Below are 19,101 nucleotides of genomic sequence, written 5' to 3'. Positions count from 1 at the left end.
CAAAAAATCTGGCTATCGATGGAGGCCGTAGGTTGGGCTGAGGTACGAAGCCCAACGTCAGAGTCGTGCCGTAGGCTGGGCCTCGCTTCGCACTGTGCCAACCTACGGATACTCCCCTTCAACCGGTGGCGCGCGGATGCACCTTGACCCAGTAGCGGGTCAGGCTATGCACCTCCACTGGCAGCGCCTTGGGCAGCATGGCGAGGATGCGCTCGGTGTTATCCAGCGGATAGCTGCCGGAAATCAGCAGCCCGGCCACTTGCGGGGCGCAGCTGAGGTGGCCATGGCGGTAGCGGCCGAGTTCGGCGAGAAAATCGTCCAGGCGCATATGACTCGCCACCAGCATGCCCCGGGTCCAGGCCAGGCTGTCCTCGCTGACGCTGTCGGGTGTATCGATGCGGGTGGGGCTGAGATTCGTCTGCTGACCGGGCAGCAGCGACTGGCGCTGGCCGTCGGCGAGCAGGTCGGCGCTTCCGGCGAACAGGCTGACCCGGCTACTGCGATCGAGGACGCGCACATTGAAGCGACCGCCACGGCTCTCTATCAGCCCTTGCGGGGTATGGATACGCAGGGGGCGGGAATCGGCGACACCATCGACGAGGATTTCCCCTTGGCGCATCTCGATCAGGCGTTGCCCGGCATCAAAGCGGATATCCACAGCGCTTGCGGTGTTCAGTTCCAGGCGCGAACCGTCGGCCAGGCGCAGCGCACGACGCTCGCCGACGCTGGTGGATTCGTCGCTGCGCAGGACCAGCAGCGGCTCGCTGTTACGCAGGCTGATGGCGCCGCCACCGACCATGGCGCAGAGCATCAGCAGTTTCAGGGCCTCGCGGCGGCTACGGTGGGCCGGAGCGCCGAGGGCTGCCAGCGCCGCGGGGGATTCCAGGCCGCGCAGGCCCACGTTGACCGCCTCGATGCGTTGCCAGGCACGCTCGTGCTCGGCATTGGCGCTGCGCCAATCCTGCCAGGCCTGGCGACGTTGTTCGCTGACCTCGCCACCCTGCAATTCCACCAGCCATTCCACCGCCTGCTCGGCGATGGCCGGGGCGATTCGGTTGCGATCCACGCTGAGCAGGTTCATCTCAAAGGCTCTCCGCGAAATAGCAGCGCTGCGCCGCCTTGACCATGTGGCGCTTGACGGTAGAGAGAGAAATATTGAGTTGGGCAGCGATTTCCACGTAAGTCATGCCGTCCACCTGGGCCAGCAGAAAGACCTTCTTCGCCACCGCCGGCAAGCCGTCCAGCAGGCGGTCAAGCTCCACCAGGGTTTCCAGGATGATGGCGCGCTCCTCTTCGCTCGGCGCGGCCGCTTCCGGCTGCGCGCTCAATGCTTCGAGGTAGGCACGTTCGATGTCCTGGCGCCGGTAATGGTTGGCCAGCACGCGCTTGGCCACCGTGGTGAGGAAGGCGCGAGGTTCGAGGATCACCGGCTTTTCCCGCGCCAGCAGCACGCGCAGGAAGGTGTCTTGCGCAAGATCTGCGGCGTTCTGCGGGCAGCCCAGGCGACGGCGCAGCCAGCCTGTCAACCAGCCGTGGTGGTCGCTGTAGAGCTTCTGCAAAGATTCGACCGGCGGAGGCGGAAGGGCGTCGGCTCCGTGATTCAAGAGCTGGACTCGGAGGCAAATGGGAATGTTTCGCATTCTATATCTGCTGGCCGGAGTTCAGCAATAATCAGTCTGTGGTGAAGAATCTTCTGCTATTGCTGTGGGAAAGCTGGAACCGGCAAACACGTACCGTGGTCAACTGGCAACAAAACCTGGAGAACCATTATGCTTTCACGTCCCTGCAACCGCCGCCTTGCTTCTTTGCTGATTGCCAGCCAGTTCGTTTTCCTTGCGCAGATGCCCTTGGCCCAGGCGGCCATGATTGGCACTCCACAAGCCATGCAGGAACAGCAGGCGCCGCAGCAGCAGCCGGTGGACCAGGCACAACTGCGCGCCATGCTCGATGACGAGAAGGTGCAGCAGAAGCTCGAATCCCTCGGCGTGCCGCGTGAGCAGGTGGAGGCCCGTATCGCCAGCCTGACGCCGGCCGAACTGCAACAGTTCAATCAGCGCCTTGAGCAGGAACCGGCTGGGGGCTGGGTGGGCATCATCGTGCTGTTCCTGGTGATCTTCATCATCACCGACATGCTCTGCGCCACTGACATCTTCAGCTTCATCAAGTGCATCAACTGATGCGGCTCTGGCTCGCTGTCCTGACGCTGGCCTTGGCGGGCTGCGCCGGGCAGCAACCCTTGCTATCGCCCCAGAGCGACCGCCTGCCACAGCGCACGGAGCTGGCCCAGACGCCGTTCTATCCACAGGAGATCTACCAGTGCGGCCCGGCCGCGCTGGCCACGGTGCTGGTGCAGCGTGGGGTGAAAACCTCACCCGAGGAGCTGACACCCAAGGTCTACCTGCCTTCCCGGCAAGGCAGCCTGAAGCTGGAACTGGTGGCCGCCGCGCGCCAGTACGGGATGCTGGTTTATCCACTGGAGCCCAACCTGGATGCGCTGCTGGCCCAGGTGGCAGCCGGCAACCCGGTGCTGGTGATGCAGAACCTCGGCCTGGACTGGTTGCCGCGCTGGCACTTCGCCGTGGTGGTCGGGTTTGATCGAAGCAAAGACGAACTGGTGCTGCGGTCTGGCACCGAGAAGCGCTGGGTGACCGACCTGCGCAGCTTCGATCGCACCTGGCAGCGTGCCGAGCGCTGGGCCGTAGTGACCTTGCCGGCGGATCAACTCCCCGCAGAAGCTCGCCTGGAACCCTGGATCAAGGCCGCCAGCGACCTGGAGCAAACCGCCCAGCGCCCAGTCGCGGAGCGTGCATTCCGTACAGCTGCCGAACATTGGCCGACGGAGCCGTTGCCTCTATTCGCGCTGGCCAATGCGCGTTATGCCGACGGTGATCGTGAAGGCGCCGAGCAGGCCTTGCGCGAGAGCCTGAAGCGCAAGCCTGATTACGCGTTGGGCTGGTTCAATCTGTCTGAGGTGCTCAACGAGAAGGGCTGCGCTGCCCAGGCTGCACAAGCCCGAGCCTGCGCTCGCCAATTGGCGCCGGGGGATGCGCGTCTGTCGGCGCCGCTGGGAACAGCGTCAAGCGGAAAAGGGCAGTGCAGCGCGCTGCCGGTGTGTGGGGAAGGAGCGGCGGGTCGCGAGTGAACTCGTTCCCGCAGGGCACGAATCTGTGCGCGCTAGTTCTGCGCGAGTGGACGCAAACAAGGCTTCGCGAGCAAAGCTCGCTCCTACACCTGATGTCCTGCAATAAAAAAAGCCCCGCAAATGCGGGGCTTTTTCATGGTGCGAGGTATTACAGGCGCAGGCCGCCGTCCAGCTCCAGGACACGACCGGTGTAGTAGTCGTTCTCCAGGATGTAGGCGACCGAGTGGGCGATTTCCAGCGGTTTGCCCAGGCGACGCAGGGGGATCCCCGAGGTCATCTTTTCCAGGGCTTCCGGCTTCATGCTGGCGACCATGTCGGTCTCGATGAAGCCCGGAGCCACGCCTGCCACACGGATGCCGTAGCGAGCCAGTTCCTTCGCCCAGACCACGGTGTCCGCAGCTACACCGGCTTTGGCGGCGGAGTAGTTGGCCTGGCCCATGTTGCCGGCGCGGGAAATGGAGGAAATGTTGATGATCGCGCCTTCGTTCTCCAGTTCGATCATCTTGGCGGCGACTTCACGGGTGCAGAGGAAGACACCGGTCAGGTTGACGTCGATCACAGCCTGCCACTGAGCCAGGCTCATCTTGGTCATTTCGCCGTCCTTGACCTTGATGGTCAGGCCATCGCGAAGAATACCGGCGTTGTTCACCAGGCCGTTGATGGCGCCAAAGTCTTCGGCCACCTGGGCGACCATGTGGGTCACTTGCTCTTCGTTGGCCACGTTGCAGAGGTAGGCACGGGCATCACCACCGGCGGCCTTGCAGGCAGCCACGGCTTCATCCAGTTTTTCCTGGTTCAGGTCGACCAGGGCGAGCTTCGCGCCCTTGGCGGCCAGATACTCACCCATGGCGCGGCCAAGGCCCTGGCAACCACCGGTAATGATGATGACCTTGTCTTTGAGTTGCATGAGAATCCCCTCGAATAACTGTCGCTTTGTCCCCGCTTGCGCCGTTAAACCGCTATTCTGGGCGCTCGTCCGTTTTCGACGGATTCTTTGCGAGGAGTCATAAGGTGAGCGTGAAAGCCGCAAAGCATGCACGAGAAATGCTGCTCAAGGAATACCAGGGGGTGCTGTCCACCCATTCCAAGACCATGCCTGGCTTCCCTTTCGGATCAGTGGTGCCTTACTGCCTGGACGCCGAAGGCCGGCCACTGATCCTCATCAGCCGTATCGCTCAGCACACTCACAACCTGCAAAAAGACGCCAAGTGCTCGCTGCTGGTGGGCGAGCGCGGCGCCGCGGATGTCCAGGCCGCCGGGCGCCTGACCCTGCTGGCCGAGGCACGGCAAATCAGTGTCGAAGCCGAAGTGGAAGCCGCATCAACCCGCTACTACCGCTACTTCCCGCAGGCCGCGGACTATCACCGCACCCACGATTTCGACTTCTGGCGCCTCGAACCGGTGCGCGCCCGCTTCATCGGTGGATTTGGCGCCATCCATTGGGTGGATCAACTGGTGCTGGCCAATGCGTTTGCTGGCGAAGCCGAGATCAGCATGCTGGAACATATGAACAGCGATCACGCCAATGCCATCGCTCACTATGTGGAACTGGCCGGTTTGCCGTCCCAACCTGCGGCGGAGATGGTTGGGATCGACTCTGAAGGATTCCACCTACGCATCGGTCAGACGCTTCATTGGCTGCCCTTCCCAACATCCTGTAACAACCCTGGCGCTGTCCGTCAGGCCATGGTACAGCTGGCTCGCGCCGAATCCTGGCCGACCAGTGATGAGGCCGTAGCTTGAATTGGGAGGAGGGCGGCTTCATCTAACGGATTATCGGAAACCGTTCTTCCGCCAAGGAAACCCCAGATGCGCGCTTTTCTCTTTCTGTTCCTGCTCTTTCCGCTGATCGAGCTGGCCGTCCTGATCCAGGTCGGCAGCGCGATCGGCGTCCTGCCCACCCTGCTGCTGGTGATTGGCACCGCCGTGCTCGGCAGCGTGCTGCTGCGGGTAGCCGGTGTCGCCACTGCCTGGCGCGCCCGCGAGCGCCTGGCCCGGGGCGAGGTGCCGGAGCAGGAAGTGCTTGAAGGCCTGCTGATCGCCGTCGGTGGCGGCCTGCTGCTGCTGCCGGGCTTCATCAGCGACATCTTCGGCCTGCTCTGCCTGATCCCCTTCACTCGTCGCCTGTTCATTCGCAGCCTGCGCCAGCGCGCTGCGGCCCAGGCGATTCGCCAGCGCGCCTTCGCCGACGACCTTGCCGCCCGCAGCGGCCAAACCCGTCCGCGCGTGATCGAAGGTGAGTACGAGCGCCGCGATCAATAAAGTGCATTTTTTTTGCGCCTCGCCCTTGAAATGCCTTCGCGCGCCCCTATGTATCGGTCACCGCAAGGTTCCTGCTGATCTGCAGGTCTGAATTCAGCGGCGCCCCGTCGCGCTGCAACCGGCTCCGCCGGACATTACCAACCCACCGGTGCTCGCGCCGGTCGAAGTAACAACACTATTGGGAGAGATCGACAATGAAGCTTCGTCCTCTGCATGACCGCGTCGTCATCCGTCGCAGCGAAGAAGAGACCAAAACCGCTGGCGGCATCGTGCTGCCGGGCTCGGCTGCCGAAAAGCCGAACCGTGGCGAAGTCGTCGCTGTAGGTACCGGTCGCCTGCTGGACAACGGCGAAGTGCGTCCTCTGGCCGTCAAGGTCGGTGACCAGGTGGTATTTGGCCCGTACTCGGGCAGCAACACCATCAAGGTCGATGGCGAAGAACTGTTGGTGATGGGCGAGAGCGAAATCCTCGCCGTCGTCGAAGCCTGAGTCTCGCGAATCTCCGCCTACACACTAAAGAATTGAGGATCAATCAACATGGCTGCTAAAGAAGTCAAATTCGGCGATTCCGCCCGCAAGAAAATGCTGGTTGGCGTAAACGTACTGGCCGACGCCGTCAAAGCTACCCTGGGCCCGAAAGGCCGTAACGTGGTTCTGGACAAATCCTTCGGCGCTCCGACCATCACCAAGGATGGCGTTTCCGTTGCCAAGGAAATCGAGCTGAAAGACAAGTTCGAAAACATGGGCGCCCAGCTGGTGAAGGACGTTGCCTCCAAGGCCAACGACGCTGCCGGTGACGGCACCACCACTGCTACCGTTCTGGCTCAGGCCATCGTCAACGAAGGCCTGAAGGCCGTTGCTGCCGGCATGAACCCGATGGACCTGAAGCGCGGCATCGACAAGGCCACCATCGCCATCGTTGCCCAGCTGAAAGAGCTGGCCAAGCCTTGCGCCGACACCAAGGCCATCGCCCAGGTAGGCACCATCTCCGCCAACTCCGACGACTCCATCGGCAACATCATTGCCGAAGCCATGGAGAAAGTGGGCAAGGAAGGCGTGATCACCGTTGAAGAAGGCTCGGGCCTGGAAAACGAACTGTCCGTCGTAGAAGGCATGCAGTTCGACCGCGGCTACCTGTCCCCCTACTTCATCAACAAGCCGGACACCATGGTCGCCGAGCTCGACGGCCCGCTGATCCTGCTGGTGGACAAGAAGATTTCCAACATCCGCGAAATGCTGCCGGTCCTGGAAGCAGTCGCCAAAGCCGGCCGCCCGCTGCTGATCGTCGCTGAAGACGTTGAAGGCGAAGCCCTGGCCACCCTGGTTGTGAACAACATGCGTGGCATCGTCAAAGTCGCAGCCGTCAAGGCTCCGGGCTTCGGCGACCGCCGCAAGGCCATGCTGCAGGATATCGCCATCCTGACCGGCGGCACCGTGATTTCCGAAGAAGTCGGTCTGTCCCTGGAAAGCGCTTCCCTGGAGCACCTGGGTAACGCCAAGCGCGTTGTCCTGAGCAAGGAAAACACCACCATCATCGACGGCGCTGGCGCCCAGGCTGACATCGAAGCCCGCGTTGCCCAGATCCGCAAGCAAGTCGAGGAAACCACCTCCGACTACGACAAGGAAAAACTGCAAGAGCGTCTGGCCAAGCTGGCCGGCGGTGTTGCCGTAATCAAGGTCGGTGCGGCTACTGAAGTCGAGATGAAAGAGAAGAAGGCCCGCGTTGAAGACGCCCTGCACGCTACCCGTGCTGCCGTCGAAGAAGGCGTGGTTCCTGGCGGTGGCGTAGCCCTGGTTCGCGCCCTGCAGGCCATCGAAGGCCTGAAGGGCGACAACGAAGACCAGAACGTCGGTATCGCGCTGCTGCGTCGCGCTGTAGAAGCCCCGCTGCGCCAGATCGTGGCCAACGCTGGTGACGAGCCGAGCGTCGTGGTTGACAAGGTCAAGCAAGGTTCCGGCAACTACGGCTTCAACGCTGCTACCGGCGTTTACGGCGACATGATCGAAATGGGCATCCTGGACCCGGCCAAGGTCACCCGTTCCGCTCTGCAAGCTGCTGCCTCCATCGGCGGCCTGATGGTCACCACCGAGGCCATGGTTGCCGAAGTGGCCGACGACAAGGGCGCCCCGGCCATGCCGGACATGGGCGGCATGGGCGGCATGGGCGGCATGATGTAAGCCACCCGGCCATCCGGTCCGAAGAAGCCCCGCCTCGCGCGGGGCTTTTTCTTGCCCGCGAAAATGTGCGGAAGCGCCGCACGTGGGTATGATCGGTCGTTGCGCGCTGACGGAAACTTCCTGCGGATTCCCGGTTAGGGCGTGCTCTGGCCGGCAAGTGGCCATCAGTGGATGAATGGAGTTGAGCCAATGCGGATCCTGCTAGTCGAAGATAACAACGACATTCTGGGCAACATGGTCGACTTCCTCGAACTCAAGGGTTACTCCGTCGACTGTGCACGGGATGGCCTATCCGGGCTGCACCTGGCCAGTAGTGAGCATTACGACCTGATCGTGCTCGATGTCATGCTGCCGGGGCTGGATGGTTACAACCTCTGTCGTCGGCTGCGTGAAGAGGCTCGACGTGATACTCCGGTCATCATGCTCACCGCCCGCGATGCCCTGGACGACCGCTTGCAAGGCTTCAAGTCCGGCGCCGACGACTATCTGCTCAAGCCCTTCGCCCTCTCTGAACTGGCTGCGCGTATCGAGGCCGTGCTGCGTCGTTCCCAGGGCGGCGGCAGGCGCAGCCTGCAGGTGGGCGACCTCAGCTATGACCTGGATACATTGGAAGTCAGTCGCGCGGGCAAGACCCTCCGGCTCAATCCCATCGGTCTCAAGCTGCTCGCAGTGTTGATGCAGAAGAGCCCGCACCTGGTGCGCCGGGAAGCCCTGGAAGAGGCCCTGTGGGGAGATGACTGCCCTGATAGCGACAGCCTGCGCAGCCATATCCACCAGCTGCGCCAGGTGATCGACAAACCCTTCGGCAAACCCCTGCTGCACACCATGCATGGCCTGGGCTACCGCCTGGCGGAGTCGGCTGATGGAGTTTAAGCAGAGCCTCGCACGGCGGATTCTCATCGCCTTCGTGCTGATGACCGCCTTGGTGGGAGGCACCTTCTCTATCGGCATCATCGAAGTCGTACACCTGATCGAAGAGCAACTGATTTCCCGTGACTTGAACAACGAGCTCCACCGTGTCCTCACCCAAAACATCTTCCAGGGCAAGCCGCCTGCGCTGGATAGCGATACCCGCTTCTACAGTAGCGACAATGCCGGGCCCTATGCGATTCCCGAGACCCTGACCGATCTGGAACCAGGGTTTCACGAGGTCTTCGAGGGCGATAGTTCCTACCATGCGCTGGTCCGCGAAATCGAGGGCCGCCGCTATGTGATGCTGCAGGACCAGAGCGAGTTCGAGGCCCGCGAGCAGGTGCTTTACCGGGTGGTGATGGTCGGCTTCGTGCTCAGCGTGATTCTGGCGCTGATGCTGGGCTGGGTGCTGGCGCGCAAGGTCATCGAACCGGTGGTGCGCCTGGCCGGGCAGGTCCGCCATCGCGACCAGCTGCTGGGCATGGCCCCCCCGCTGGCGCCGGACTATGCCGCTGACGAAGTGGGACAGCTGGCCCAGGCCTTCGACGACACCCTGGGACGGCTGCATGAGGTGCTCAATCGCGAGCGCCTGTTCACCAGCGACGTCAGTCACGAGTTACGGACCCCGCTGATGGTGCTGGCAACCTCCTGTGAGCTGTTGGCGGAGAATCCCCATGTCGATGCTCGTGGCCGTGCCCATGTGCAGCGTATTGCCCGGGCTACCGAGGAAATGCGCGACCTGGTCCAGACTTTCCTGATGCTGGCGCGGTCACAGCGCGATGAAGCCAGCGTGGCGCCCCAGGCGAGCCTGACCAGTGTCGCCGGTGATCTCGCCAACCAGTGGCGCGAAGCCATCGAGCAGAAGGGCCTGCGTTTCGAGTACCAGCCCGGAGTGCCACACGAGCGCGCCTACAACGCCTCATTGCTGCGCTCGGTGCTGGGCAACCTGCTCCGTAACGCGCTGCACTACACCGATACCGGCAGCATCCGCCTGGTGCTGAAAGATTGCGGCTTCGTGGTGGAGGACAGTGGCGTTGGCATTCCCGAAGAGGAGCGAGAAGCGATGTTTCGTCCTTTCGTGCGTGGTCCGGCGAAGCGCGGCGATGGTCTTGGGCTGGGGCTCTCCCTGGTGCAGCGAATCTGTGACAACCAGGGCTGGACGGTCAGCCTGAGTGCCGTCGAGCCTACTGGTTGCCGCTTTGAGGTGGATCTCGGCGGGCGAAGCGCTCTCGTCGATTGACGTTTTTTTCACCTGTGCTTGACCACTTCTTGACCAGGGGCTGGCTAATTTAAGGGCCATCTTCAAGCTGGAGGTGGTCCATGACCCGCCCGATCAACCTCGAATTCTCCGACAAGTACGACCGCAAGCACGCCGAGGCATATCACCGTAAGCATCAGGCCGGCCTGTGGCGTCGCCTGTCCAACTGGCGAGACCTGCAGCTGGCGCGCAAGGCGCTGGCCCTGGCCGACGATCCCGGCCTGGTGCTGGACCTTCCTTGCGGCGCCGGACGCTTCTGGCCGTTGCTGGCGGAAAAGCCGAATCGGGTGATTATCGGTGCCGACAACTCCGAGCAGATGCTGCGCGTGGCCAGCGAGGTCCAACCGGTCGAAGTGGTCAGGCGCGTGCGCCTGCTGCAGACCTCGGCTTTTTCCATCCAGTTGCCCGAGAGCTCGGTGGACAGCATTTTCTGCATGCGCCTGATGCACCACATCGGTGACCCTGCACATCGCATGACGTTGCTTCGGGAGTGCCGGCGGGTCACCCGTGACAGCCTGATCCTTTCCCTATGGGTCGATGGCAACTACAAGGCCTGGCGTCGCCAGCGCCTGGAAAACCGACGCCAGGCCCGCCACAGCGAGCAGGGATACCAGAATCGTTTCGTCCTGCCGGTGGCCACTGCCGAAGCGGAGTTTCGCGAGGCGGGTTTCGACATTCAGGAGCGGCTGGACTTCCTGCCCTTCTACGCGATGTGGCGGGTCTACGTGCTGCGCAAGGTCGCCGGCCATGGCCAGTGAGCTGGTCGGGGCGGTGGGCTCCCGGTCGGATGAGCCGTTCCTGCGTGTCTGGTCGCTGCGTGGTGAATGGGTTGAGGAGCCCAATCGACGTCGCGGTGGTGAAAGCGGCGTACAGCGAGTTGTCCTGGGGGACGGTCGGCAGTGGTATGTGAAGCGTCAGGTCGAGCACCTCTACCGCAGTCTGCGCCATCCCTTTGGTCGTCCGACGGTGCTGCGCGAGCGCGAGGCACTGTTGGCCGTCGAGCGGCTGGGCGTGCGCGTCCCTAGGGTCGTATTCGGGGGTGTTCACCGCTGCCCGCTACAAGGGTGGCAAGGGCTGCTGGTGACCGAAGCGCTGGAAGGCTTCATCGAGTTCGAACGCTGGTACGCCGCCCAGGTGGGCGAAGGCGCCAAACACCTCGTATTGCAACAATTGGCGGCTACCCTGGCCCGCTTGCATCGGGGTGGGTGGCAGCACGGTTGCCTCTATGCCAAACATGTTTTCGTCCGTCCGGCGGGAGAGGGTGGCCTGCCCGAAGTTGCCCTGTTGGATCTGGAAAAAGCCCGGCGCCGACTGTCGAGCAAGCGGGCAGCTCTGCGCGACTTGTGGCAGTTTAAGCGCCACTCGTCGCTGAGCGAAGCGGATTGGCAGGTGCTGATCTACGGTTATGAAGCAGCGTTTGGCAGCGCTATCAAGGGTTTGCGATCATGAAATTAGAAGTCACGCGAGCTTTGTTTCTCGTCGGCGCTTTGGGAGTAGCCTCCCTGGCGGTGGCTGCCTGGCATGAGCCTTCGCCCTCCGTGGTCAGCGTCAACGGCCTCGGCTACTGCCCGTTACCGCCCAATGCGCGGTTGAAGGCGCAAGTGCAGCCGGACCAGAACCTGCTGCTGTTCATGTTCGGATTGTCCCAGGGATTGCGCGCCCAGGAATGAGATCCGAAAACCCCGCGAGAGCGCTTGTTTTGCGCACCTTGGGTAGGGTGCGCCGCGCGCACCAATGGCGTTACCGGTTTACTTCAAACCCCACACAGGCACAGAGCCGGCGCGCATGGCGCACCCTATGATGAGGCCGGCAAAGAAAAGCCCCGCAATCGCGGGGCTTTTCTTTATCGCGTCCGGGCTCAGTGGCTCACCGCCGGCTGGCCCTCGGGCACCAGGTCCTTCTTCGCCAGCAGCGTATAGATGCAGGGCAGGACGAAGAGGGTGAACAGCGTGCCGATGGACATGCCGGTGGCGATCACCAGGCCGATGTCGAAGCGGCTGACCGCACCGGCGCCGGTGGCGAAGATCAGGGGCACCATGCCGAACACCATTGCTGCCGTGGTCATCAGTACCGGTCGCAGGCGAATGGCTGCGGCTTCTTCGACCGCTTCGCGGACAGAGAGGCCCTTATCGCGGCGTAGCTGGTTGGCGAACTCTACGATCAGGATGCCGTGCTTGCTGATCAGGCCGATCAGCGTCACCAGGCCCACCTGGGTGTAGATGTTCATGCTGGACACGCCCAGGAACAGCGGGATAAGTGCGCCACAGATGGACAGCGGTACCGTGACCAGGATCACCAGCGGGTCGCGGAAGCTCTCGAACTGGGCTGCCAGCACCAGGAAGATGATCGCCAGGGCCAGCGCGAAGGTGACGTAGAGCGCGCTGCCTTCCTGTACGTACTGGCGCGACGCACCTGCGTAATCGAAGCCATAACCGCGCGGCGCTTCTTCGCGGGCGATCTGTGCCACCGTGTCGATAGCCTCACCCATGCTCACCGTCGGGAAACCTTCGATGATCGCCGAGTTGAGCTGCTGGAACTGCTTCAGGCGGGTCGGCCGGGCGCTGTCATGCACGCTGATCAGGGTCGACAGGGGCACCATGGCACCGCTCTCGCTCTTCACGTAGTAGTTGCTCAACCAGCCCGGATTGTCGCGGTAGGCGCGCTCCACCTGGGCGATGACCTTGTAGCTGCGGCCGTCGATGGTGAAGCGGTTGATTTCACCCTCGCCCAGCAGGATCGCCAGGGTCGACCCCAGATCCTCCATGGACACGCCCATCTGCGCAGCCTTCGCCCGATCGATGTCAACCACCACTTCGGGCTTGTCGAATGCCAGGTCGACGTTGAGGAAAGCGAACTTGCCGGACTCCATGGCACGCGCCTTGATCCGCTCGGTCACCTGTAGCAGCGACTCGTAGTCGTTGGGGGTGTTGACCACGAACTGGAACGGCAGGCCTTCACCCGTACCCGGCAGCGACGGCAGGTTGAAGCCGAAGATCTGCAGGCCGGGAATCTCGTTCAGCTTGCCTTGGACCTCGTGGAGCAGTTCCATCTGAGTGCGCTCGCGCTCGTCCCAGGGCTTGAGCAGGAAGCCGCCGATACCCGACTGCACGCCGTCGAAGCCGTTGATCTGGAACGAGGAGTAGTACTCGGGGAACTCCTTGAAGATCTTCACGAAAGCCTGGGTGTAGGCGTTCAGGTAGTCCAGGTTGGTCGGTTGCGGGGCCTTGGCCATGATGAAGACGATGCCCTGGTCTTCGTCCGGGGCCAGTTCGCTCTTGGTGAACTTCAGCAATACCGGGATCAGGCAGAGCACGATGACAGCGAATACCACGACTACCGGGCGCGTATTCAGGGTGCCATGCAGGGCCTTCTGATAGCGCTGTTTAAGGCGGTCGAAGATCATGTCCAGTTTGTGCGCCAGGCCTGACGGGTTCTCGTCGTGGCGCAGCAGCTTGGAACACATCATGGGCGACAGGGTCAGGGCGACGATGCCGGAGATGATCACTGCGCCCGCAAGTGTCAGGGCGAACTCGCGGAACAGCGCGCCGGTCAGGCCTTCCAGGAAACCGATGGGGGCATAGACCGCTGCCAGGGTAATGGTCATGGAGATCACCGGCACGGCAATTTCACGGGCGCCCTCGATGGCCGCATCGAATGGCGTCTTGCCTTCTTCGATATGCCGGTGGATGTTTTCCACCACCACGATGGCGTCGTCCACCACCAGGCCGATGGCGAGAACCATGGCCAGCAGGGTCAGCAGATTGATGGAGTAACCCATCAACTGCATGAAGAAGAGCACGCCGATCATCGACAGCGGGATGGTTATCACCGGGATCAGCACCGAGCGGAAGGCGCCGAGGAACAGGAACACGACCACGATCACGATCAGCACTGCTTCACCCAGGGTCTTCACCACCTCGTCAATGGAGGCCTGGATGAATCGGGTGGCGTCGTAGGCAATGGATGCCTTGAGGTTCGGCGGAAGCTGGGACTCCAACTCCGGCATGATCGCGCGCACGTGCTTGATCACGTCCAGTGGGTTGGCGCTGGGGGTGCCCTTGATGCCGATGTAGACCGACGGAATGCCGTCGAAGGAGCTGATGGAGTCGTAGTTCTCCGCGCCCATTTCCACCCGTGCCACGTCGCGCACCAGCACGCGGCTGTCACCCACGGTCTTCACCGGGATGGCGCCGAAGGCGTCGGGGGACTTGAGGTCGGTGGTGGCATTGATGCTGGTGACTACGTACTGGCCCTTCACCTCGCCAGCGGCGGAGAGGAAGTTGTACTTGCGCACCGCGTCGTTGATGTCGTTGGCGGTGATGCCGTAGGCCGCCATCCGCACCGGGTCCAGCCACAGGCGCATGGCGAAGACCTGGTTGCCGAGGATTTCCGCCTCGGCCATGCCCGGCAGGGTCGCCAGCTTGGGCTGGATCACCCGCGAGAGGTAGTCGGTAATCTGCGGGTTGGACAGCTCATCGCTGTAGAAACTGATGTACATCAGCGCCGAAGCGTCTGCCGCTTCCTTGGACAGCACCGGGTCTTCGGCGTCCTGTGGCAGCTGGTTCTTCACCTCGTTGGCCTTGGCCAGGAGTTCGGTGAAGAGGCGGTCCGAGTTGGCGCCGATGCGTGCATAGATCTGGATGACCGACATGTTCTGCTGGCTCGACGACGTCATGTAGTCGATGCCCTCGGCACTGGCCAGGCTCTGTTGCAACGGTTGGGTAATGTAGCCCTGGATGGTCTCGGCGTTGGCGCCAGGGTAGGCGGTGGTTACCGTGATCAGGGCGTTTTCCATCTGCGGGTACTGGCGGATCACCAGCTTGCTGAAGGCCTGGAAGCCCAGCAGCACGATCAGCAGGCTGACCACGGTCGCCAGTACCGGGCGACGGATGAAAGGATCTGTGAAAGCCATGTTCTGTTCCTTCGCGCGTATGCCGCTTATTGGGCGCGGGCTTGTTTGTCCGGGGGGCTGGACAGGGTCTGGTCGGGCGCGATGGCGACGTGGGAGCCGTTATCCAGCTTGAGCTGGCCGGACGTCACCACCTGCTCGCCAGCCTGGAGGCCCTTGAGGATCACGACCTTGCCATCGCGATGTTCGCCGGTTTCAACGAAGCGGCGCTCCACCACCAACTGAGGCTGACCGTCCTGGTCTTTCTCGGTCTGGCCCTCGGCATTCTTCTTCTCGTCGATCACATACACGGAGTTGCCGTAGAGGGTGTAGGTGATCGCGCTTTCCGAAACCACCACGCGCTCCTGGTCGCCCGGCAGCAGCACTTCGAGGTTGGCGAACATGCCCGGCAGCAACTTGCCGTCGGGGTTTTGCAGCATCGCGCGCACCTGCAGGTTGCGGGTGGCTTCCTCGACCTTGGGGTTGAGCGCGGCGATGTCGCCTTCGAAGGATTCGCCAGGGAACGCGGCGACGCTGATGCGCACCTTCTGTCCGACTTTCAGCAGCGGAGCGGATTGCTCCGGCAGGAAGAAGTCGACGAACAGGGTGTTCAGGTCCTGCAGGGTGGCGATGATGGTGCCCGAGGAGAGGAAATCGCCGACGTCGACCTGGCGGATGCCGATGGTGCCGGCGAAGGGCGCGACGATGCGCTTCTTGTCCATCAGGGCTTTGAGCTGGGCAACCTTGCCAGTGGCGGCCTGGAGTTCCGAAGACAGGCGGTCGAACTCGCTCTTGGAGATGTTCTGCCGGCTGACCAGGCTGCGGCCGCGTTCGAACTCGACGCGGGCCAGGGACAGTTCGGCTTCCGCGGTGGCCAGGCTGGCGCGTTCGACGTCGCTGTCCATCTGGATCAGCGGTTGGCCCAGCTTGATCTTCTCGCCGGAAAGGAAGAGCACGTCCTGGACGGTACCGCTGGCTTCCACGGTGAGGTCGACGCCCTGGAAGGCTTTCAGCGAGCCGATGGCGGGCAGGCGGCTTTGCCAGGGCTGCTCGACGGCCTGCTCGGCAGAGACGCTGATGGGAGGCTGGGGCGCAGAAAACTGCTGGATCTGCTGGTAGATCGAGAAGCCTTTATAGGCGGCAAGGGCGGTCACCACGAGGGCAACCACGCCCAGCATGATGAGCATGCGGCGGAGCAACATATTCCGGTTCCTTGGCAGGGAAAAAGTGGCCTGGGAATAGGCGAGGCAAGCACCTTAGTACCAGAGTTAGACCAAGTCAAAGACAAGAAATTGCAGAACGTTGCGTTCACGCAGTTTGCTGCTTATGCGCCGTGAGAATCGCTGGAGATCGAATCAGATCGATGAATTTCCTGCGGAAGGATTCGGACCTTTCTGATCGTGGGACAAGGCCCGGCAGCACTTCCCTGTGCTGCATTCGGTTCAGGCTTGGAGGCGTCCCGTAAGCTGGTTGAGGTCGCCGGAAAGTCCATGCAGGTGCTGGCTGGCGCCCTGGGTGCGCCGCACATTTTCCTCGTTGGTGGTGGCGATGGCGGTTATCTCGGTGAGGTTGCGCGAGATGTCCTCGGCCACCGAGGTCTGTTCTTCCGCGGCGGTAGCGATCTGCCGGTTCATGTCGCGGATGGCTTCGACCGAATCGGTGATGCGTTGCAGCATGGCGCCGGCCTCGGTGACCTGGGCAACGCTTTCCTCGCTGCGGTTCTGGCCGTTCTCAATGGCGCGGACAGCGTTGAGGGCGCCGGTCTGAACCGTGTCGATGATCTGATGGATCTCGGCGGTGGACTCGGCAGTGCGCTGTGCCAGGGTACGTACCTCGTCGGCGACGACCGCGAAGCCACGGCCCTGGTCACCCGCACGGGCCGCCTCGATAGCGGCGTTCAGCGCCAGCAGGTTGGTCTGTTCGGCGATGCCACGAATCACTTCCAGCACCTTGCCGATGCGGCCGCTGTCGCTTTCCAGGCGACGGATCACTTCGGCAGTGTTGGCGATCTCGCTGCGCATGCCGGTGATGCTGTGGATGGTCGCCTGCATCACCGCGCCACCCTGCTGCGCCGAATGGTCGGCCTGATCGGCCGCACCGGCGGCCTCGGCGGCGTGGCGAGCCACCTCCTGGGCCGTGGCGGACATCTCGTGCATGGCTGTGGCCACCTGGTCGGTGCGTGAGAACTGCTCACGGGTACCTTCGGCCATCAGGCTGGCGATGGCGCTGAGTTCGCCGCTGGCGCTGTCCAGTTGCGCGGTGCTCTGCTTGAGGCGGTTGAAGGTATCGGCGAGGAAGTCGCGCAGGGTGTTGGCGGCTACGGCCAGCCGGCCCAGTTCATCCGCGCGGCGGGTATCGACGCGCTGGCCGAAGTTGCCCTGGCTGAGTTGGGCGATGTGCTCGATCAACGAGCTGATGGGCGCGATCAGGTTGCGGTTGAGCAACCAGAGGCTGAACAGGCCGATGCCGATGCTCGACAGCAGCATGACCGCCAGGCCGAGGTTCACGGTGTTGTCGGCGCCGGCGCTGATGGCTTCGGATTGCTGGGTGCCACGGGCATGCAGTTCAGCCACCAGTGCGCTCATCTGCTCGCTGGCGGCGCGGTCGATGCCCTTGACCGCGTTGTCGCCGGCCGCCGGATCAGCGCCGGAGGCGACGAACACGTCACGGCCCTTGCGGTAGGCGATGCCGAGGTTGCGGTGTTCGTTGCGCAGGTTCTCCACCTTTGCCCGCAGGGCGCTGTCGTCGAGGTCGCGGGCCTTGTCGAGCAGCTTGCCGAGTACGGCCTGGACCTTGGCTTCCTGGCCTTCGAACTGGCTCCAGTACTTGTTCAGGTTCTCCTGGTCCTTGCCGCGCAAGAGCACGTTCTTCCACTCCTGGACCTGCACCTTGAATTCGAGGTTGGCCTCATCCACCAGACTTGAAGCTTCCAGCGTGCCGTCCACCAGCCCGCGATAGGACTGGATGCCGCCGGAGAGGAAGTGGAAACAGGCCAGGGCGATCAGCAGGAGTAGAAGCAGGCTGCCGCCGAGCAGGGTGAGGATCTGGCCGCGCAGGGAGCGTCGCAGAGACATGATGTTGCGCCTCGTGGAGAAAGGAAGGGATGGTGGCTCTCTACCTGACGAATGTTGCAGTTGTGTGAGCGCCAGGAAGGCGCGTTGGGGGTACGTCAGGCAGGCATACACATAGTCGGCACGGCGCGGTGCCGCTGAAGGGCTGCGACAGGGAATTTGTGGGGTACGGAAGTGCCAGGAAGCCAGGAGTGGCGGGGCTTTCACTGGTGCCGGACGAAGGCCGGGCCTCTGTAGGAGCGAGCTTGCTCGCGAAAGAGTGCGCGCGGACTGTTCGCGAGCAAGCGCGCTCCTACACGGCCAAGTGCAGGTGGTTGTCCCAGAAGCTTGCCGGCAGCTGCAGCGGGGTGGCGGTGAACTGGTCGCTGCGGCAGTCGTAGACACGGCAGCGACCTTGGCCCGAGGTGACGACGAAACCGTCTTTCACGGCCCCGACACCGGCGCAATCCGGCAGCGGTGCGTCGAGGCGCACGGCGCCGCTATCCAGGTCCCAGATGAAGAATCGGTTGCCTCTCGGTGCAGTGAGGGCCACCAGGCGCAGCTCGTCATGAATGGCGACGCTGGCGGTGTACTGGACCATCGCCAGGCGTTGCTCGTCCTCCAGCGGGAAGGGCTGGAAGGGTTGGCCTGGGCGCTTGATCGCGACCAGGTCGGCGCGATCGGTGGCATCTCCCATGTACTGCTGCCCGGCGACGATGGTGCCATCGGCACCAATGGCCAGGTGACGGACGCTGTTCATCTGCTGTGGCAGGGTTTCCTTCGACAGCAGGCCGCCGTCGCGGCGCATCAGCACCAGGCTCGGTTCCATGGCGTCGAGGTTCATCTCCACACGGCTTTCGGCCTCGGTACGGATTCCGCCGTTGGCCACTACCAGGGTTTCACCGTCGGGCATCCAGGAAACCTGATGCGGACCGAGGCCGTGGGTGGAAATTTCGCCCTCGTGGGTTAACTGGCCCGACTGGTAGCGGTAGCGGCCGAGCATGCCCCGGCCCGGGTCGGTGGTGTCGTTCTCGGTGGCGTAGAGCCATTCACCGTCGCGATGCCAGACGCCGTGACCGTAGAAGTGGCGGTCCTTCTGCGAGGTCAGCGTCTGCAGCAGGCGACCGTCGCGCAGGTCCACCAGGTAGCTCTCGGTGCCCGGACGACGGGCAACGAAAAGCGCCACCGGTTCACTGGGATGCTCGACGATGTCGTGGCAACGCTGGGCGACACGGGTAGCGAACACCTGGGTGCCATCCAGGCGGAAGCCCACGGCGTAATGCTGGCCGTCGGCGTCGTCGCGGGCGGAGAGCAGCAGGGGCGATTCGCCCTTGCGGCTCAGGGTCCAGCCGCCGATGCCAACGGCACCGAGTAGCAGGCTGGCGAGGGTGAGGACCTGGCGCCGGAGCATT

General features: G+C 63.1%; 18 protein-coding genes and 1 pseudogene. 11 read left to right on the top strand and 8 right to left on the bottom strand.

Annotation, left to right across the window (positions count from 1 at the left end; translation table 11 throughout):
* Nucleotides 1-118 precede the first annotated feature (118 nt).
* Nucleotides 119-1,081 (bottom strand): FecR family protein, encoded by a 963-nt coding sequence (locus tag SA496_RS20935; RefSeq protein ID WP_330114400.1) that lies wholly within the window; start codon nucleotides 1,079-1,081, stop codon nucleotides 119-121.
* A 1-nt stretch (nucleotide 1,082) separates the two neighbouring features.
* Nucleotides 1,083-1,604 (bottom strand): sigma-70 family RNA polymerase sigma factor, encoded by a 522-nt coding sequence (locus tag SA496_RS20930; RefSeq protein ID WP_256660920.1) that lies wholly within the window; start codon nucleotides 1,602-1,604, stop codon nucleotides 1,083-1,085.
* Between the two features lie 165 nt (nucleotides 1,605-1,769).
* Here SA496_RS20930 and SA496_RS20925 point away from each other — a divergent pair, with 165 nt between their 5' ends.
* Nucleotides 1,770-2,177 (top strand): PA2779 family protein, encoded by a 408-nt coding sequence (locus SA496_RS20925; protein WP_120654707.1) that lies wholly within the window; start codon nucleotides 1,770-1,772, stop codon nucleotides 2,175-2,177.
* The gene (locus SA496_RS20920) at nucleotides 2,177-3,142 is read left to right on the top strand and encodes a PA2778 family cysteine peptidase (protein WP_120654708.1); all 966 of its coding nucleotides are present in this window, start codon (nucleotides 2,177-2,179) and stop codon (nucleotides 3,140-3,142) included. The genes SA496_RS20925 and SA496_RS20920 overlap by 1 nt, the downstream gene beginning before the upstream one ends.
* Before the next feature lie 148 nt (nucleotides 3,143-3,290).
* Here SA496_RS20920 and SA496_RS20915 read toward each other — a convergent pair whose 3' ends face one another.
* Complete coding sequence (locus SA496_RS20915) at nucleotides 3,291-4,049, bottom strand: SDR family oxidoreductase (RefSeq protein ID WP_120654709.1); 759 nt, start codon at nucleotides 4,047-4,049, stop codon at nucleotides 3,291-3,293.
* A 104-nt stretch (nucleotides 4,050-4,153) separates the two neighbouring features.
* Between SA496_RS20915 and SA496_RS20910 the strand changes: the two genes are divergently transcribed.
* The 9 genes from SA496_RS20910 (at nucleotide 4,154) to SA496_RS20870 (ending at nucleotide 11,421) form a co-directional block, all read left to right on the top strand.
* Nucleotides 4,154-4,885 (top strand): HugZ family pyridoxamine 5'-phosphate oxidase, encoded by a 732-nt coding sequence (locus SA496_RS20910; protein WP_330114399.1) that lies wholly within the window; start codon nucleotides 4,154-4,156, stop codon nucleotides 4,883-4,885.
* A gap of 66 nt (nucleotides 4,886-4,951) precedes the next feature.
* The gene (locus tag SA496_RS20905; RefSeq protein WP_120654711.1) at nucleotides 4,952-5,404 is read left to right on the top strand and encodes an FxsA family protein; all 453 of its coding nucleotides are present in this window, start codon (nucleotides 4,952-4,954) and stop codon (nucleotides 5,402-5,404) included.
* Nucleotides 5,405-5,598: 194 nt separating this feature from the next.
* Nucleotides 5,599-5,892, top strand: coding sequence for a co-chaperone GroES (locus SA496_RS20900; protein WP_028628402.1), 294 nt, complete (start codon nucleotides 5,599-5,601; stop codon nucleotides 5,890-5,892).
* 48 nt (nucleotides 5,893-5,940) lie between these two features.
* Nucleotides 5,941-7,581 carry a chaperonin GroEL gene (gene groL, locus SA496_RS20895; RefSeq protein WP_120654712.1) on the top strand — a complete coding sequence of 547 codons (1,641 nt, stop codon included), beginning with the start codon at nucleotides 5,941-5,943 and terminating at the stop codon, nucleotides 7,579-7,581.
* Between the two features lie 189 nt (nucleotides 7,582-7,770).
* Entirely contained in the window at nucleotides 7,771-8,454 is a 684-nt protein-coding gene (locus SA496_RS20890; RefSeq protein ID WP_120654713.1) for a response regulator transcription factor, read from the top strand.
* Nucleotides 8,444-9,733, top strand: a complete 1,290-nt coding sequence (locus SA496_RS20885; RefSeq protein ID WP_120654714.1) for a sensor histidine kinase — start codon at nucleotides 8,444-8,446, stop codon at nucleotides 9,731-9,733. The genes SA496_RS20890 and SA496_RS20885 overlap by 11 nt, the downstream gene beginning before the upstream one ends.
* Before the next feature lie 80 nt (nucleotides 9,734-9,813).
* A complete protein-coding gene (locus tag SA496_RS20880) occupies nucleotides 9,814-10,509 on the top strand; it encodes a class I SAM-dependent methyltransferase (RefSeq protein WP_330114398.1) in 696 nt (231 codons plus the stop codon).
* Complete coding sequence (locus SA496_RS20875; RefSeq protein ID WP_330114397.1) at nucleotides 10,499-11,200, top strand: lipopolysaccharide kinase InaA family protein; 702 nt, start codon at nucleotides 10,499-10,501, stop codon at nucleotides 11,198-11,200. The genes SA496_RS20880 and SA496_RS20875 overlap by 11 nt, the downstream gene beginning before the upstream one ends.
* On the top strand, nucleotides 11,197-11,421 hold the full coding sequence (locus tag SA496_RS20870; protein WP_120654717.1) for a hypothetical protein: 225 nt from the start codon (nucleotides 11,197-11,199) through the stop codon (nucleotides 11,419-11,421). The genes SA496_RS20875 and SA496_RS20870 overlap by 4 nt, the downstream gene beginning before the upstream one ends.
* Before the next feature lie 188 nt (nucleotides 11,422-11,609).
* On the opposite strand, the gene SA496_RS20865 is transcribed toward SA496_RS20870, so the two are convergent.
* The 5 genes and pseudogenes from SA496_RS20865 to SA496_RS20850 all read right to left on the bottom strand — a co-directional run bounded on the left by SA496_RS20865 (nucleotide 11,610) and on the right by SA496_RS20850 (nucleotide 19,100).
* Nucleotides 11,610-14,663, bottom strand: a complete 3,054-nt coding sequence (locus SA496_RS20865) for a multidrug efflux RND transporter permease subunit (RefSeq protein ID WP_120654718.1) — start codon at nucleotides 14,661-14,663, stop codon at nucleotides 11,610-11,612.
* Nucleotides 14,664-14,689: 26 nt separating this feature from the next.
* Nucleotides 14,690-15,841: an efflux RND transporter periplasmic adaptor subunit gene (locus SA496_RS20860; protein ID WP_120654719.1), complete on the bottom strand. Its 1,152-nt coding sequence runs from the start codon at nucleotides 15,839-15,841 to the stop codon at nucleotides 14,690-14,692.
* A gap of 240 nt (nucleotides 15,842-16,081) precedes the next feature.
* A complete protein-coding gene (locus SA496_RS29325) occupies nucleotides 16,082-16,786 on the bottom strand; it encodes a methyl-accepting chemotaxis protein (protein WP_442965095.1) in 705 nt (234 codons plus the stop codon).
* 228 nt (nucleotides 16,787-17,014) lie between these two features.
* Nucleotides 17,015-17,125: pseudogene (locus SA496_RS29320) on the bottom strand (hypothetical protein); the annotation flags it as partial.
* 877 nt (nucleotides 17,126-18,002) lie between these two features.
* On the bottom strand, nucleotides 18,003-19,100 hold the full coding sequence (locus SA496_RS20850) for a DUF1513 domain-containing protein (protein WP_120654721.1): 1,098 nt from the start codon (nucleotides 19,098-19,100) through the stop codon (nucleotides 18,003-18,005).
* Between the last annotated feature and the right edge of the window lies 1 nt (nucleotide 19,101).

It is taken from the genome of Pseudomonas sp. JS3066, from assembly GCF_036328175.1.
GTDB lineage: Bacteria > Pseudomonadota > Gammaproteobacteria > Pseudomonadales > Pseudomonadaceae > Metapseudomonas.
Note: the sequence above shows the minus strand (reverse complement) of the source record. Positions and strands in the feature narration are given on the sequence as shown.

Coding starts and splice junctions, on each gene's coding strand:
- SA496_RS20935 (WP_330114400.1), bottom strand. CDS start 1,081: ATGAACCTGCTCAGCGTGGATCGCAACCGAATCGCCCCGGCCATCGCC.
- SA496_RS20925 (WP_120654707.1), top strand. CDS start 1,770: ATGCTTTCACGTCCCTGCAACCGCCGCCTTGCTTCTTTGCTGATTGCC.
- SA496_RS20920 (WP_120654708.1), top strand. CDS start 2,177: ATGCGGCTCTGGCTCGCTGTCCTGACGCTGGCCTTGGCGGGCTGCGCC.
- SA496_RS20915 (WP_120654709.1), bottom strand. CDS start 4,049: ATGCAACTCAAAGACAAGGTCATCATCATTACCGGTGGTTGCCAGGGC.
- SA496_RS20905 (WP_120654711.1), top strand. CDS start 4,952: ATGCGCGCTTTTCTCTTTCTGTTCCTGCTCTTTCCGCTGATCGAGCTG.
- SA496_RS20900 (WP_028628402.1), top strand. CDS start 5,599: ATGAAGCTTCGTCCTCTGCATGACCGCGTCGTCATCCGTCGCAGCGAA.
- groL (WP_120654712.1), top strand. CDS start 5,941: ATGGCTGCTAAAGAAGTCAAATTCGGCGATTCCGCCCGCAAGAAAATG.
- SA496_RS20890 (WP_120654713.1), top strand. CDS start 7,771: ATGCGGATCCTGCTAGTCGAAGATAACAACGACATTCTGGGCAACATG.
- SA496_RS20885 (WP_120654714.1), top strand. CDS start 8,444: ATGGAGTTTAAGCAGAGCCTCGCACGGCGGATTCTCATCGCCTTCGTG.
- SA496_RS20880 (WP_330114398.1), top strand. CDS start 9,814: ATGACCCGCCCGATCAACCTCGAATTCTCCGACAAGTACGACCGCAAG.
- SA496_RS20875 (WP_330114397.1), top strand. CDS start 10,499: ATGGCCAGTGAGCTGGTCGGGGCGGTGGGCTCCCGGTCGGATGAGCCG.
- SA496_RS20870 (WP_120654717.1), top strand. CDS start 11,197: ATGAAATTAGAAGTCACGCGAGCTTTGTTTCTCGTCGGCGCTTTGGGA.
- SA496_RS20865 (WP_120654718.1), bottom strand. CDS start 14,663: ATGGCTTTCACAGATCCTTTCATCCGTCGCCCGGTACTGGCGACCGTG.
- SA496_RS20860 (WP_120654719.1), bottom strand. CDS start 15,841: ATGTTGCTCCGCCGCATGCTCATCATGCTGGGCGTGGTTGCCCTCGTG.
- SA496_RS29325 (WP_442965095.1), bottom strand. CDS start 16,786: ATGTCCGCCACGGCCCAGGAGGTGGCTCGCCACGCCGCCGAGGCCGCC.
- SA496_RS20850 (WP_120654721.1), bottom strand. CDS start 19,100: ATGCTCCGGCGCCAGGTCCTCACCCTCGCCAGCCTGCTACTCGGTGCC.